This window comes from Kordia sp. E (assembly GCF_056033805.1).
Genome location: NZ_JBRASR010000006.1, coordinates 517,415 through 532,334, shown reverse-complemented (window position 1 = coordinate 532,334; position 14,920 = coordinate 517,415). Strand labels below are relative to the sequence as shown.

The window sequence follows — 14,920 nt, the reverse complement described above, 5'->3', positions numbered from 1 at the left end:
GTCTGTTTAGTTTAAAAGTTTACGGTATCACAATGATGATGTACTTTATCTTTTTTCTTTGCGGGTTGCGTTTTCATTCCTTTACCTTTTTCTAGTAACATCATGTTCATCAACTCGTTGCGTTCTTCTTTAAGTTGTCTGCGTAATTGTTGATCACGAGCTAAATCAAAGTAAATAGTTCCTTCAATCATTGTTTTTTCTGCTTTCGCATACACTGACATTGGATGATGATTCCATAATACCAAATCAGCTTGTTTTCCAGTTTTAATACTTCCTACTTTATCATCAATATGTAATAATTTAGCAGGATTTAAGGTTACAAACTTCCAAGCATCTTCTTCTGAAACGCCACCATATTTAACAGCTTTTGCTGCTTCTTGATTCAATCTACGTGACATTTCACCATCATCAGAATTAAACGCTACCACAACTCCTTGACTGTGCATAATTGCACCATTATACGGGATAGCATCATTTACTTCAAATTTATATGCCCACCAATCAGAGAATGTTGATCCACCAGCACCATGTGCTTTCATTTTATCAGCAACTTTATATCCTTCTAGAATGTGTGTAAATGTGTTAATTCTGAAGCCATACTTATCAGCAACTTTCATCAACATATTAATTTCACTTTGAACATATGAATGACACGAAACAAAACGCTTACTGTTTAAGATTTCGAGAATTGTTTCCATTTCAATGTCATGACGATAATTTCCGCTTTTTTTCTTTGCTTCATATTCTTTCGCTCTCTGGAAATAATCTGTAAATACTTGCTCAACTCCCATACGTGTTTGTGGAAAACGTGTCGTTTCTGTATCTCCCCAATTACTTTGTTTTACGTTTTCACCTAAAGCAAATTTGATAAATCCATCCGTATTTTTGAATAGCATATCGTCAGCGGTGCGTCCCCATTTTAAGCGTAAAATAGCAGATCGTCCGCCAATTGGGTTTGCAGATCCATGTAATAACTGAATCGCGGTAACGCCACCAGCTAAATTTCTATAAATATCAACATCTTCAGGGTTTACAACATCTGCCATTTGTACTTCTGCTGTAGAATTGTGTCCAGCTTCGTTAATTGCAAATGCGCCAATATGTGAATGTTCATCAATAATTCCTGATGTTAAGTGTTTTCCTGTTGCATCTACAACTTTCGCGTTTCCAGCGTTGAGGTTTTTTCCAATACGTGAAATTTTACCATCTTTTACTAAAACATCTGTATTTTTTAGAATACCATCTTTTTCGTTTGTCCAAACGGTAGCATTCTTAAATAGAATGGTTTCTTGTTGTGGTAATGTTCTTGAACCAAAAGCACCATTCGGATATGAAATTGGTAACATTTTAGGCGCATCCATCTTTTTACCATTTCCTTTGCTATCTTTTGCTTTAGAAATTTCTTTTTGTGTTGCGTTGAATGAAGTTTCAGAACCATTTGCCAAAACTGCTTTTCCTGAAAAATACGTTACATTATTTACCAGTGAAGCCAAACGAATAAATTCTGTTTTGGTTGTATCAGGTGTTGTAAATTGTAATTGTAACCAATTGTCTTTGAAGGAAATTTTAGAACCTAACTTTAAAGATTCTTTCATCACTTCTGCTTTCAATTTTTTCGGTGAGCCCGAAATAGTAACGTCATATGTGTTTCCAGCTACATTGAAAGCATATTTTCCACGAAGATCTTTTTGCGATTTATCTTGAAAAACAGTTGGATTTCCTTGAACCCAGTTTTCATAAATAATTGTTTTCTTTTCAAAAATATCTCCAGATGTAATTAAAAAGTTAGCTTGTTTGCCATTTTGAAGTGTTCCAACTTTATCATCTTGCTGTAATAGTTTAGCAGGAATAGTTGTCAAAGCTTCCAATGCTTTTGTTTTATCTAAACCATACGAAATGGCTTTTAATAAATTAGCTTTGAATTCCGCAGGCGATTTTACATCGTGCATCGTAAAACTAAAGTTAATACCTTTATCTGCCAATGCTTTTGGGTTAGATGGTGCTTGATTCCAATGTTTCATAGCTTCCAATTCTACAACACTTGCTGCGTACGGATCAGAAACATCATATGCCTTTGGAAAGTTAATTGGAATAATGAATGAAGCATTTGTAGCTTTCATTGCGTCGATATTTTCATATTCAGTTCCATCTCCAACCATCACATATTGAATTCCGAATTCATCACCAATAGCATCAGTTTTGATTGTATTGTGCTTATTTCCTGAATGGAAAATTTGAATTAGGTTTTTATTTGCGATTAAAGCCTCTAGTGCTAAATCTTGGCGTTTTGCACTTCCTTTTCCATACCAGTCTGCATCGTGATACATTTGACGAATCAACGCCATACTTCCCATTAAAGAAGTTGGATATGATTGTCTTGAAGCATTACTTTTTCGGTATGATAAGTATTGTGCAGAACGATTATCGAGAATTCGAGTACTATTATCTGCTTTAGCATTTAATGCTACTAACATTCCGTTTCCACGAACAATTCCGTCTTGCAAATGTGTATTTACAGTTCCGAAACCAGCTTTTAGTAAACTAGTTGCTTTTTTAGCATCAAAAGCGAAATTTGTCAATGGATCTGTATCAGGACGAATATGATCGTTCCAATAATAACCTTTACGTCCAGCGTCATATTGTGGTCCAGAACCTCTATTAAAGTTTCTTTTAGGTTTTTTTAATCCAAAATCTGAAAACGGATCAATAAAAGATGGATAAATACTTTTTCCTGCTATAGCTACTACAGTAGCATTTTTTGGAATGGAGATGTTTGCTCCAGATTGTACTACTTTACCATCTTGGATTAAAAGTGTTCCATTTTCAATCACTTGTGTAGGAGTGATATAAATTTTGGCGTTTGTGAATGCTGTTATGGTATGTTGTTCTGTTTTTACGCCGTCATTCTTGGGAAAATAATCCTGTGCGAATGTGGGAAGGCTAAACAAAATAAATAACAGCAGCAAATACGATTTTCTCATTGCTTGGTGTGTTAAAATTAGGTTGATAAGTTTTAATTTTAAAGATACGGTATGATTGTACTATGTGTAGTGCTTTTAAGCTTTTTTAACGTTTATTTATGAATTAAAATAGCTGTGTTTAGAATCCATTTTTGAACCAAGTTTCGATTTGAGGTAATTTCTGCAAAGACATAAATATCACTTTGAAAACAAGAAGAAAATTCGGCTTTCTCTATCATAACCTTGTCATCATAATAACTTGAGTGTAGAAAGTAAAGTTCGTTGTTTTTGATGAAAACATAGCCTACATGATTACTTAGCCCAACAAAATAGATTCCGTCTTTGTAAACTTTAGTAAGTTTTTCTTTGAGTTGATTGAACGAAATATTTCGATAGATTTTTAATTCAGATCGTGGTTGTAAACTGATGGCTTCGTTCATGCCGCCTTCTTGTGCCATTTTGTAACGATTGAGCTTAAAGTTAAGATGTTTTAATGTTGTAGAAACAAAATAGCCGCAAGCAATTTCTCCATCATTTGGGATGTTTGTGTGTCCGTTAAAATCCCAAGGAGTTCCATACCAATGTGGTACAATTTCATTGATTAGTTTATCAAAAAGATAGTTTGAAGCAGAATCAATTGCTTTCTTTTTATTTAGTTGAAATTGCCTAGCAAAATATGAACGATCATTTTTTATTGTTTGTTTTATAGTATTGTAATTTCCTTTTGGTTTAAAATTGATTCCTAAAGCAGAAGAATCGATGACATTCATATTTACAATCTCTATCTGTTGTTTTTTTTCTACATGTTCGTTTTTTAGGACTGTATTTTTTGTAGTCGTTTGCTTAAAAGTTTCTGTACAAGAAACTCCAATGCATAGCAGTGTTAAGAAAAAAAACTTCTTCATCGTACTAAAACTAACGCTTTTCTTTTTGTTTTCGTGTGTAACTTTAAGAAATCACTAATTCGGTTTAAATTTAAGATTAAGGAATTTACAATTTAGGTTTGTAAATGTAACAAGGGATTAATTTTAAGATAATCCAATTACTTCATACTACAAATAGTTTTGTCACAATAACAATCAACACAAAATTATAATGAAGAAAATAGTACTTTCCCTATGCTTTATCTGTTTTACAACTTTGTTGTTTGCACAAGATAAAGGAATCCTTAAAGGGCGAATTTTAGATGATAATAATTTGCCATTGCCTGGAGCTACAGTTTTAATTGAAAACTTAAAAACAGGAACAACTTCCAATTTTGATGGCAATTTTACAATGGTGAACTTACCAGTAGGAACATATGACTTAACTGTAAGTTATATAGGATTTGAAACGCAAAATATTTCAGTAGAAATTGCTTCAGGAATAACTGCAGAAGTTAAAGTTTTAATGGTCGTAAAAACAAATAGTTTAAATCAGGTTTTAATATTTGGGAGCCTTGCTAGAGGGCAAGCAAAAGCTTTGAATCAGCAAAAGACAAATGATAATATAACTAATGTAGTATCTGCGGATCAGGTTGGTAAATTTCCAGACGCGAATACTGGAGATGCATTAAAACGTATTCCTGGTATTGCAGTCCAAAATGACCAAGGAGAGGCAAGAGATATTATTATTCGTGGTTTAGCACCACAATTGAACTCGGTAACTTTAAATGGAGATAGAATTCCATCTGCGGAAGGTGACAATCGTAGAATTCAGTTGGATTTAATTCCTTCAGATATGATTCAGACGATTCAAGTAAACAAAGCAGTAACTCCCGATATGGAAGCTGATGCAATAGGAGGTTCCGTAAACTTAGTAACACGTTCAGCACCATCAAAACTAAGAGTTTCTTTAACAGGAGCATTTGGTAGAAATCCTGTTCGTGAAAGTTCTTTGTATAACTTTTCAGCTGTAGCTGCACAACGATTCTTTAATGATAAATTAGGAGCTGTTGTAAGTGCTTCATACAATTCTAACGATTATGGTTCAGACAATGTAGAATTTGAATGGGATTCACCAACATTCATAAAAGAACATGACATTAGACGTTATGATGTAAAACGTATTCGTCGTAGTGTTGCATTAAATTTAGATTGGAAATTAGATCCAAACAATGTTATTGAATTCAAATCAATCTTAAACCATAGAGACGATTTAGAAAACAGATACAGATTACGTTATAAATTTGATGATAACGATACAGATGACACAAGTGATGACGAATATAAAATAACGCGTCAAACAAAAGGAGGAATTGATAATGATACAAATGAAAAAAGACGATTAGAACGTCAAAAAATGTATAGAGTCGGACTAAATGGTTCGCATATTTTATTCAAAAAAGTACAATTTGATTGGAATGTTGGAATCTCAAAAGCGAGCGAAGAACGCCCAAATGAACGCTATGTTACGTACGAATCTAAGCAAGATGCGTCTACAATCACACAGCAATTTGTAAATACAAGAACACCATTTTTTAATTCTACTAACAGAATGGATAATGATGCTTCTTTATTTGAATTGGATGAAATTTCGGAAGAAAGAAGATTTACAGAAGAAGAACAGCTTAGTTCTCGATTAGATATCACAATCCCTATCAATACAATAGGTACATATCAAAACTCAATCAAAGTTGGATATAAGTATCAAGATAAAGATAAGTTAAGAGACAATACATTTTCAGAATATGACACAGGTGATTTTGCAGCGTTTGAGTTTTTAAACAACGCAGAAACTGCAGATCAAACAATTGATGGTTATTTAGCAGGAGATCAATACCAATCAGGAACGTTTGCTTCCAATGCATTTTTAGGAAACTTATCATTAGTAAATGGAGAATTAGTATTAGATGAGTTTGTTCCAGAAAATTATAAAGCTAACGAAAAAATTAGTGGAGCATATGCTATGCTAAAACAGCAATTAGGAGATAAATTATCGTTCATTGCAGGTGTACGTATGGAGCATACAAAAATTGATTATACAGGTTTTCAAATTGATGTAGAATCTGCATCATCTTTAGCAGATGTTACCGCAACAAATGCTTCAAAAAAATACACCAACGTAATGCCAAACATTCAATTGCGTTATGAAGCGACTAAAAACACTATTTTGCGTTTTGCTTATACAAATACCTTAGCCAGACCAAACTATTATGATATTGTTCCTTACAGAAATATTAATAGTGATGATGTTGAGGCGGAATTTGGTAATCCAGAATTGGAAGCTGCTGAATCGTTAAACTTTGATGTAATGGCAGAGCATTATTTTGATAATGTAGGAATTATTTCAGGAGGTTTTTTCTATAAAGATATTGATAACTTTATCTATGCATTGACAACTGAGCAAGCTTTAACGGTAAATGGATCTACTGAAATTTATGATGTAACACAGCCTTTTAATGGAGGATCTGCCAAAGTATACGGATTTGAAATTGCCTTTCAACGTAAACTGAACTTCTTGCCAAGTTTCTTGAAAAACTTAACATTTTACGGAAACTATACATTTACAAATTCTAAAACTGATGGAGTTGTAGGTCGTGAAGATGGTTTAGAATTAGCTGGTGCTGTACCAAATACATTAAACGGATCATTAGCTTATGAAACTAAAAAACTTTCTGTGCGACTTTCGTTAAACTATGCTGATGATTATATTGATGAATATGGAGATGATATGTTTGAAGATAGATACTATGACTCACAATTATTCTTAGACTTCAATGCCTCGTATGCTATTACGAAAAATTTAAGAATTTTTGGAGAAATGAAAAACATTACCAATCAAGAATTGCGTTATTATCAAGGAGTAAAAGAACGTACGATGCAATCTGAGTTCTATGATATTAATTGGAATTTTGGATTGAAATATAATTTTTAAATGAAATATATGAATAAGATAATAGGAATTTTTTTGGTATTATTAGCTTTTTCAGCGTGTAAAAAGATAGAAGAAAAGAAAGTTGAAAAAGCAGTAACTCAAAAAGAATCACAAGTAAAAGAAAATACCATAAAGCCAGTATATGCAGTAATGGAAACTGTTCAGGTTTCTTCAACTGATGATGCTGCTGATGATTCGTGTATCTGGATTCACCCAACCAATGTGATGGATTCTAAAATCATTGGAACAAACAAGCAACATGGATTAGTTGTATACAATTTATCTGGAGAGGAAGTATTTCAATATCCTGTTGGACGTGTGAATAACGTAGATATTCGAGAAGGTTTTGTGTTAAATAATGATACAATAGCCATTGTGACAGCATCAAACAGAACATCAAACACAATTACAATTCACAAAGTAAATATTACTGACGGTTCCTTAGAAGATGTAGCTGCAAAACCTTTGAAAAGTAATTTGCCAGAAATTTATGGATTAGGAATGTACAAAAGTCCTAAAACAAATAAAATATATGTTATTGTTAATGGCAAAGAAGGAAATGTAGAGCAATGGGAGCTTTTTGAAAAAGAAGGAAAAGTTGCTGGTAAAATTGTTAGAACTTTTGCGGTTGGAAGTCAAACAGAAGGAGTTGTCGCAGATGATTTTCATGGAAATCTGTATATAGGTGAAGAGGAAAAGGCATTATGGAAATATGATGCAGAGCCTGATGGATCAACTGAGCGAAAAGCAATTGCTACTACTACTGATACAAATATGAAAGCAGACTTTGAAGGAGTAACTTTATATGACAAAGGAAAAGGAGAAGGTTATATCATTTTATCTTCTCAAGGAAATAATAGTTATGCGGTTTTTGATAGAATCACTAATGTATATATAGGAAGTTTTAGTATTGCAGATGGAAAAGAAATTGATGGAACGTATGATACAGACGGAATTGACGTAACTAGCGTAGCTTTTGGAACTGCCTATCCTAAAGGTTTCTTTGTAGCTCAAGATGGTGCTAATACACAAGGAAAAGATTCATTAAATCAAAACTTTAAACTCGTTGATTGGAAAACAATTGAAAAAACTTTAGAGCTAGATAAAAAATAAAGTTAGTAAATGAATTTATATTTGGTATCTAACGTAGATATACTATAAAATTCATTTAGTTGTGTGTTGAAAATGTCATTATTACTCAATAATGGCATTTTTTTTATCATAATTTACAAGCAACGAAACCACATAACTATAACTCAAAATTCCATCAGATTGATTGTTCGCTTTTAAGAACTGATCAAATGTAAATTTGAACATTGGTTTTAAAGGATTTTTATGAGCTGTCCAAAATGCACGAACTTCATCGTAATTTTTCTGAATTCCAGGATTTAAAGTTGCTTTTAAACGTTCGTATTCCTCTGGATTTCTATTATACACTTCACGTAAACAATGCCATGCCATGAAATTATAAGCACCATATTTGAAATAAATATCATCATTATGTAAAGCCGCCATACAACCTATAAAATTCGCTTCATTTTCTGCAGAAAACCCAATTTGATGCGCTTCTTCATGACTTGCGGTTACTGGGAATTTGTACACAGGAATTTTACCATTGATCTGCGCTTCGTTTGTAAACGGATTTAAATAACCACTAAAGCCCATAGTTGTTAGAAAACCACTGTAAATTGACTTTTTTAAACTACGATGTGTAAACGTGAATTGCGGTTGCTTTTCACTAAAATTATGATAACCATTTAATGTCTTTTTGAAGATTTCACTTGCTTTATATGGAATCTCAACTTTTATAGTATCATTTCGTGTAATTTGATATTGAACTGCATTTGCTTTCGCGATGACTCTTTCAGTGAAATTTACCAATTCTTCTGTAGTATATTTACGATCTAATTCAAGTGATTTATATAACGGTAATCGGTAATAATTCATTCCCCAAAGTAGATGAAATGTAAAATATGCTAATGTAATTACGATATAAGTATCGAGCAATACACGTTTATATTCTGTTCGAAACAAACGAAAGTTTTTATATATGTAGCGAATGATTAAAATTACTGCAATTGTATAGAAAATATCACCCATAGAGAATGGAATCCAACCAAAAATAACTCTAAAAATCTTTGAAATTATAGGGTAAAAACCATTACTATAATACGTCTCTACAAACTCAGGATATCTTGCAAGTATCTTAATCACAATAAATTGTATGGGGAAAGACACTGCAATCAATAGTTTTGTTCTCTTTGTCATAAGCAATACATTTGAACACCATTAAAGAAATGATACGTAGCTAATGTAAAAAAACTATATCATTATTTCTAAAATGCTGTGATATTTTTGTCAATACGCAAATTGTTCTACAATGTATTTCTTAAAAAAACAAGCAATTTTAAAGGCAAACATTTACCTTTGCAAAACAATTAATTCAATCCATAATAAAAAAATAGCATGAGTCAAGAAGTAAGAACTTTAGCCCCTAACGGACTTTGGAATAAATTCGCAGATTTGAACGCAGTACCACGACCTTCTAAAAAGGAAGAACGCGTGATTGCTTTCATGAAAAAATTCGGAGAAGATTTAGGTTTAGAAACTGTTATCGATGAAGTTGGAAATGTAATCATAAAAAAGTCTGCTACTGCTGGAATGGAAGATAGAAAAGCCATTGTAATGCAATCGCATTTAGATATGGTACACCAAAAAAATTCGGATACAGACTTCGATTTTGATACACAAGGAATTCAAATGATTATTGAAGGTGATTGGGTAAAAGCTAAAGGAACTACACTTGGAGCTGATAATGGACTTGGAGTTGCTACAATTATGGCAATTTTAGAAAGTGAAACAATTGCACATCCTGCTTTGGAAGCTTTATTTACGATAGATGAAGAAACCGGAATGACGGGAGCAATGGGATTGAAAGGTGGTTTGCTTGAAGGTGAAATTCTTTTAAATCTTGATACGGAAGAAGATGACGAAATTGGAATTGGTTGCGCAGGAGGAATTGACGTTACTGCAACACGTTCATATGTAGTTGAAGAAACACCAGAAGGAGTTGTTGGTTACCAAATTACTGTAAATGGATTGCAAGGTGGACACAGTGGAATGGACATTCATAAAGGATTTGGAAATGCTAATGTATTGATGAATCGTTTGTTATTTGATGGATTTGAAAACTACGGATTGCGTGTTGCTGAAATAAATGGAGGAAGTTTGCGAAATGCAATTCCAAGAGAAAGTGTAGCAACGGTTGTGATTGATAAAGTACATCAAGAAGCATTTGAATTTGAAATGAAATTGCAAATTGATACAATTAAAAAAGAATTTGCTACGATTGAAGCTGATTTAGAAGTATCAGTTGTATTAACAGAAACGCCAAATGGAGTTGTTGAACTTGGCGTGCAAGAAGGAATCACACGTTCATTATATGCTGCACATAATGGTGTTTTTCGTATGAGTCCAGATATTGAAGATTTAGTAGAGACATCAAATAACATTGCACGAGTTATTGTAAAAGATGGTGAAATCAAAGTTGGATGCCTAACACGTTCTTCTGTAGAAAGTGGAAAAATGGACTTGGCGACAAAATTGAGAGCTTCTTTTGAGCTTTCAGGTTGCGAAGTGGAATTTTCAGGTTCATATCCAGGTTGGGAACCAAATATGAATGCTTCTATTTTACCAGTTATGGTTGATTTATATAAGAAACTAAATAACGCAGAACCAAACGTTGCAGCTTGTCACGCAGGATTGGAATGTGGAATTTTAGGAACAAACTATCCAGCAATGGAAATGATTAGTTTTGGACCAACAATTCGTGGAGCACATTCACCTGATGAAAGAGCAAGTATTTCTTCAACACAAAAATATTGGGAATATGTATTGGAAGTTTTAAAGAACATTCCAAAGAAATAATTTTAAGTTTACTTAAAAACAGAAAAGCTCCTCAATTAATTGAGGAGCTTTTTTTCTAATATATTTTCTATAACCAAGTGCCACATGGTCTACAACGAGAATTATCAGTGTCTGGTCTTGGATCTTGTGGAACAGGATTACAGCCTTGTTGACTAATACAACCATTTTGCATTGTCATCATGTTGTGTGTAGTTGGTGCACCACCATTTACGAATGTAGCTTCTAAAGAAGAAACTGTTTGCTTTTTTAATCCTAAAGTTTTCATTTGTTTTTTCATGATATGTGTTTTTTGTTTCGTTGCAAATATCATTCAAGCATGAAAACCTCGAAATAGGAAAATAGATAGAATAGTTACCGTGTTTTACCTATAGAAAAAGCCCCTAAAAAAAGGGGCTTTTATTATTTTTAACATGCTAATGTAAACGGTAAGGTAGTTGTTTGCGTATGCGAACAACAACTTGATGGCATTGTTGGGCATGTATCAGTCGGACAAAATAGTGTACGACAGTTTGCCTGTTGTGTTATAAATTGAATTGTAGTTGTGGTCACAATAATAATTCCACCATTTAATTGCTTTCCATCTAAAGAAGAAATTTTTTGTTTCTTTAACTTTAATAATGCTCTCTTTTTTTTCATGATATTAGTTTTTGGTTATGTTAGCTAATATCATAAGGAATATTATTTTGTAAAAGAGTTGAAAAACGTATTTAGTAGCGTGTTTCTCCTGAAATAAAATATGGTACTACAATACTAAAAATATAAAAGTTCCTGCTAGGAGGAACTTTTATTGTTATAATATTATGATGTGTTATTCAAAATTTCACAAGTTTTTTAATTTGTTTTTTTATAAGAGACATTATAGGAATAGTCTTCTTGAGTATTTTAAAAAACAGATTAAATTCATGCTTTTTGATTAACAATGACCCCAACTTATACATCCACCTAGAAGTGTTCTAGCTGTGCAGTCTGAAGCTGCTGAAAATGGAGTTGGCTTTCCTGGTTCTGGATTATTTGGATGGCATTCATTACGAACATCATTTGTCATATCGGTTGTCGCTCCTCCTAATGTGTTGAAAGTTTCGAATTTAGAAATGGTTTGTTTCTTTAGGCTGAAACTTTTTAATTGCTTTTTCATTTTTTTGTGAATTAGATTAATATTTAATTTAAGTTAACGGCTCAAAATTAAATTTATATCTGTAACACATTTCTGTCACTTTCTGAAACAGTCATATCAATTGCTGAATTTATTCCAAAAGAAAAGCTCTTCCGATTAAGAAGAGCTTTTATTAATTATGTAGTGTTTGATTTTTTATTTTTCACCTACAACAACAATTTCAAATACGATATCTGATTTTGGAGGAATTCCACGTCCACCTCTTTCTCCATATGCTAAGTGATATGGTAAGAATAGTGTTGCTTTATCTCCTACGCTCAATTGTTGTAATCCTTCTTTAAAACCTGCAATCATTCTCGCATCAGGACCAATTTCTGTAGTCATAGGTACATAACGACCAGCAGCTTTTTGCTGTGGATTAACAGCGTCTAAAGCTTCAGCAGTTTCTAAATTATTTGTTTGTAATAAATTTCCATCAGCAAAATATACAGCATAATATACATCTACATTAGAAGTTACTTTTAATTTATTTCCGTTTCCTTTTTCAGTTACAAGATATTTTAAACCAGAAGGAAGTTCAGTAGCTTTAGCTTTTTGCTCATTAAACTTAGCCAATGTTTTTGCTGTAATTTCATTTCTCTTCTTTTCAGCAGCTTCTTTTGCTAATATTGCTTCTTTTGTTTTATCATCAAAAACTTTTGGAGCATTGAAAGCACGTGCATCTGAACCTTGACGAATAATATGAACCTTGTTCATCATTATAGTATCTACAGGCTTATTCATAGCTTGTGGTGTTTTTGTTACTGGAGTTTTAGCAATAAGATCCACTGTAATCATTTTTACAGAATCAATTGCTTTCTGTAGTTCTTTCTCATCAGAAATTTTAGCTTTCAATGCTTTTTCATCTGCTGGATTGATCACAACTTTTCCGAAAACAGTATATCTTCCATTTAATGAAGGATATGGTACGTGTGTAATGTAAAATTGACTTCCGTTAGTATTCTTTCCAGAGTTTGCCATTGCTAAAGTTCCTGCTTGATTGTGATTTAAGTCAGATTCTTCTTCATCAAACTTATATCCAGCGTCTCCAGTTCCAGTTCCTAATGGGTCACCAGACTGAATCATAAAGTTTTCCATAACTCTATGAAAAATAACTCCGTCATAAAAAGGTTTTCCTTTTTTATCATCAGCTAATAAAGGATGTGTTCCTTCTGCTAAACCTACAAAGTTTGCCGCAGTAACTGGTGTTTTTTTATAATCTAACTCTAAAAGTATATTTCCTTTAGTAGTTTCTATTTCTGCATAGAGTCCATCTGCCAAGTCTGGATATTTACTCGTGTTACACGATGTAAATCCTAATGCTATGATCGCAATAAAAATTGTGATTTTGTTCATGATAAAATTCATTTTAATTTTCTGTTTCTAGGTTTTTGTTATCTTTTTTTATGTTAAGTAAGGTAATTGTAGATTGAATAGGAATATTAGTTCCAACTTTTTTATTATCTCCATGATAACCATAAGCCACGTGCGATGGAAATAGAAAGGTAACTGTTTCACCTTTTTTCATCAATTGTAGGCCGTAGCGCAATCCTGAAATAACTTGTTGTTTATTTACGACATATTCTTGTGTGCCTATTTCTTGTTTTGTGTAAATGGTGTCACCTGCAATTTTTGCTACATTATATTCATAAACGAGTGTATCTCCTTTGCGTGGCGTGTATGTTTCTTTTGGAGATGTATTTTCATAGAAATACCAAAATCCGTTTTTGGAAGCTGTGTACGTATGTGTTGTATCTTTTTGAATAAAATCTTGAATCATTGCTTCTTCTTGCGCAATCAATGCTTTGTTTCGTTCAACAGATTCCTTTAAAAATGTACCCGATCTAACATTTACAGGTTTGCGTGCTTCTTGTTGCGCACAGGAAACTATGGTGCTAAAAACAATACTTAAAAGAATGATTTTTTTATACATAGTTTAACTTAATTCGTTTTTGTAAGCGGTTATAATTTCGGTGAAATTTTTAACAGTATTTTCCATAGAATCATCACTTCTTCCACCAGCAGCATTGGTATGTCCGCCACCATTAAAATGTGTTCTAGCAAACTCATTTACTGAAAAATCTCCTTTAGAACGTAATGACATTTTTATATAGGGTTCTTGTAAGTTTTCAATAAAAATTGCAGCAAATTTAATACCTTTTAATGATAAACCATAATTTACAAAACCTTCTGTATCACCTTTTCTAAAATCGTGCTGTAAAAGTTCTAACTTAGATAACGTAATATATACTGTGTTATATGCTTCCAAAACCACTAAGTTTTTCAAAGCGCAACCTAGTAATTGTAATTTACTTGGACTATTTGTATCATAAATTGCATTGTGAATTTCATTGTTCTTAGCGCCTTTATCCATTAAGCTAGCAATAACACGATGTGTAGTACTTGTTGTTGCAGAAAATCGAAAAGAACCTGTGTCTGTCATAATTCCTGAGTATAAACAAGATGCCATTTCAGCTGTAATTTCATTTTCATCTCCAAGGAAATTGATAAAGTTGTAAACCATTTCGCAAGTAGAACTCATGCGTGTGTCAGAATACATATATTTTGCATAATCGGCTGGTTGCTGATGATGATCTATCATAATAAAAGTAGCTTCACTTTTGGCGACAACAGCTTGCATTTCTCCAATTCTGCTCAAATCGTTAAAATCTAACGTAAAGATAACATTCGCATCTTCTATATATTTTTTTGCTTCTTCTTTTTTTGCGTCGAATTTTAAAATTTCTGCTTCGCCAGGCATCCATTTTAAAAAATCAGGATAATCGTTTGGAGCAATGATAATTGCTTCCTGTCCTTTGTTTTTCAGGTAATGCCAGAGTGCTAGAGTAGAACCAATAGCGTCACTATCTGGGTTTTTATGCGGAATTATAACAATATTCTTAGGTGTTTGAAGTACGGTTTTTATGGCTTGTATATCAACTTCGTTCATGCGCTTAGGTTCTCTTATGTATATCTAAAAAACTATAAAAATGGAGCAGAAATACACTCTTCCTTTTTCATAGGT

The 14,920-nt window shown here is 32.7% G+C and carries 12 protein-coding genes; 3 read left to right on the top strand and 9 right to left on the bottom strand.

Going from position 1 to position 14,920, the window contains the following annotated elements:
• Window positions 1-11: 11 nt before the first annotated feature.
• Together ACUUYC_RS24365 and ACUUYC_RS24360 are read right to left on the bottom strand one after the other, a co-directional pair.
• Window positions 12-2,981: an amidohydrolase family protein gene (locus ACUUYC_RS24365; protein ID WP_474270265.1), complete on the bottom strand. Its 2,970-nt coding sequence runs from the start codon at window positions 2,979-2,981 to the stop codon at window positions 12-14.
• Between the two features lie 92 nt (window positions 2,982-3,073).
• Complete coding sequence (locus ACUUYC_RS24360; protein ID WP_474270262.1) at window positions 3,074-3,865, bottom strand: hypothetical protein; 792 nt, start codon at window positions 3,863-3,865, stop codon at window positions 3,074-3,076.
• A 190-nt stretch (window positions 3,866-4,055) separates the two neighbouring features.
• Here ACUUYC_RS24360 and ACUUYC_RS24355 point away from each other — a divergent pair, with 190 nt between their 5' ends.
• Both ACUUYC_RS24355 and ACUUYC_RS24350 read left to right on the top strand, forming a co-directional pair.
• On the top strand, window positions 4,056-6,815 hold the full coding sequence (locus ACUUYC_RS24355; RefSeq protein WP_474270260.1) for a TonB-dependent receptor: 2,760 nt from the start codon (window positions 4,056-4,058) through the stop codon (window positions 6,813-6,815).
• Window positions 6,816-6,824: 9 nt separating this feature from the next.
• Window positions 6,825-7,928, top strand: coding sequence for a phytase (locus tag ACUUYC_RS24350; protein WP_474270258.1), 1,104 nt, complete (start codon window positions 6,825-6,827; stop codon window positions 7,926-7,928).
• Between the two features lie 81 nt (window positions 7,929-8,009).
• Here the strand turns inward: ACUUYC_RS24350 and ACUUYC_RS24345 are convergent, their stop codons facing one another.
• Complete coding sequence (locus tag ACUUYC_RS24345; protein ID WP_474270256.1) at window positions 8,010-9,083, bottom strand: DUF3810 domain-containing protein; 1,074 nt, start codon at window positions 9,081-9,083, stop codon at window positions 8,010-8,012.
• A 198-nt stretch (window positions 9,084-9,281) separates the two neighbouring features.
• On the opposite strand from ACUUYC_RS24345, the gene ACUUYC_RS24340 reads away from it, so the two are divergent.
• A complete protein-coding gene (locus tag ACUUYC_RS24340) occupies window positions 9,282-10,742 on the top strand; it encodes an aminoacyl-histidine dipeptidase (protein WP_474270255.1) in 1,461 nt (486 codons plus the stop codon).
• Between the two features lie 67 nt (window positions 10,743-10,809).
• Here the strand turns inward: ACUUYC_RS24340 and ACUUYC_RS24335 are convergent, their stop codons facing one another.
• The 6 genes from ACUUYC_RS24335 to ACUUYC_RS24310 form a co-directional block, all read right to left on the bottom strand.
• The gene (locus ACUUYC_RS24335) at window positions 10,810-11,019 is read right to left on the bottom strand and encodes a hypothetical protein (RefSeq protein ID WP_474270253.1); all 210 of its coding nucleotides are present in this window, start codon (window positions 11,017-11,019) and stop codon (window positions 10,810-10,812) included.
• 128 nt (window positions 11,020-11,147) lie between these two features.
• A complete protein-coding gene (locus ACUUYC_RS24330; RefSeq protein ID WP_474270251.1) occupies window positions 11,148-11,378 on the bottom strand; it encodes a hypothetical protein in 231 nt (76 codons plus the stop codon).
• Window positions 11,379-11,655: 277 nt separating this feature from the next.
• Window positions 11,656-11,877 (bottom strand): hypothetical protein, encoded by a 222-nt coding sequence (locus tag ACUUYC_RS24325; protein ID WP_474270249.1) that lies wholly within the window; start codon window positions 11,875-11,877, stop codon window positions 11,656-11,658.
• A 174-nt stretch (window positions 11,878-12,051) separates the two neighbouring features.
• Window positions 12,052-13,251, bottom strand: a complete 1,200-nt coding sequence (locus ACUUYC_RS24320) for a peptidylprolyl isomerase (protein ID WP_474270248.1) — start codon at window positions 13,249-13,251, stop codon at window positions 12,052-12,054.
• A 13-nt stretch (window positions 13,252-13,264) separates the two neighbouring features.
• Window positions 13,265-13,828: a gliding motility-associated peptidyl-prolyl isomerase GldI gene (gene gldI / locus ACUUYC_RS24315; protein WP_474270245.1), complete on the bottom strand. Its 564-nt coding sequence runs from the start codon at window positions 13,826-13,828 to the stop codon at window positions 13,265-13,267.
• A 3-nt stretch (window positions 13,829-13,831) separates the two neighbouring features.
• Window positions 13,832-14,845 (bottom strand): DHH family phosphoesterase, encoded by a 1,014-nt coding sequence (locus ACUUYC_RS24310; protein ID WP_474270242.1) that lies wholly within the window; start codon window positions 14,843-14,845, stop codon window positions 13,832-13,834.
• Window positions 14,846-14,920 lie beyond the last annotated feature (75 nt).

What these genes read in the sequence shown, in the direction of transcription:
- ACUUYC_RS24365 (WP_474270265.1), bottom strand. Translation starts at nt 2,981, where the DNA reads ATGAGAAAATCGTATTTGCTGCTGTTATTTATTTTGTTTAGCCTTCCC.
- ACUUYC_RS24360 (WP_474270262.1), bottom strand. Translation starts at nt 3,865, where the DNA reads ATGAAGAAGTTTTTTTTCTTAACACTGCTATGCATTGGAGTTTCTTGT.
- ACUUYC_RS24355 (WP_474270260.1), top strand. Translation starts at nt 4,056, where the DNA reads ATGAAGAAAATAGTACTTTCCCTATGCTTTATCTGTTTTACAACTTTG.
- ACUUYC_RS24350 (WP_474270258.1), top strand. Translation starts at nt 6,825, where the DNA reads ATGAATAAGATAATAGGAATTTTTTTGGTATTATTAGCTTTTTCAGCG.
- ACUUYC_RS24345 (WP_474270256.1), bottom strand. Translation starts at nt 9,083, where the DNA reads ATGACAAAGAGAACAAAACTATTGATTGCAGTGTCTTTCCCCATACAA.
- ACUUYC_RS24340 (WP_474270255.1), top strand. Translation starts at nt 9,282, where the DNA reads ATGAGTCAAGAAGTAAGAACTTTAGCCCCTAACGGACTTTGGAATAAA.
- ACUUYC_RS24335 (WP_474270253.1), bottom strand. Translation starts at nt 11,019, where the DNA reads ATGAAAAAACAAATGAAAACTTTAGGATTAAAAAAGCAAACAGTTTCT.
- ACUUYC_RS24330 (WP_474270251.1), bottom strand. Translation starts at nt 11,378, where the DNA reads ATGAAAAAAAAGAGAGCATTATTAAAGTTAAAGAAACAAAAAATTTCT.
- ACUUYC_RS24325 (WP_474270249.1), bottom strand. Translation starts at nt 11,877, where the DNA reads ATGAAAAAGCAATTAAAAAGTTTCAGCCTAAAGAAACAAACCATTTCT.
- ACUUYC_RS24320 (WP_474270248.1), bottom strand. Translation starts at nt 13,251, where the DNA reads ATGAACAAAATCACAATTTTTATTGCGATCATAGCATTAGGATTTACA.
- gldI (WP_474270245.1), bottom strand. Translation starts at nt 13,828, where the DNA reads ATGTATAAAAAAATCATTCTTTTAAGTATTGTTTTTAGCACCATAGTT.
- ACUUYC_RS24310 (WP_474270242.1), bottom strand. Translation starts at nt 14,845, where the DNA reads ATGAACGAAGTTGATATACAAGCCATAAAAACCGTACTTCAAACACCT.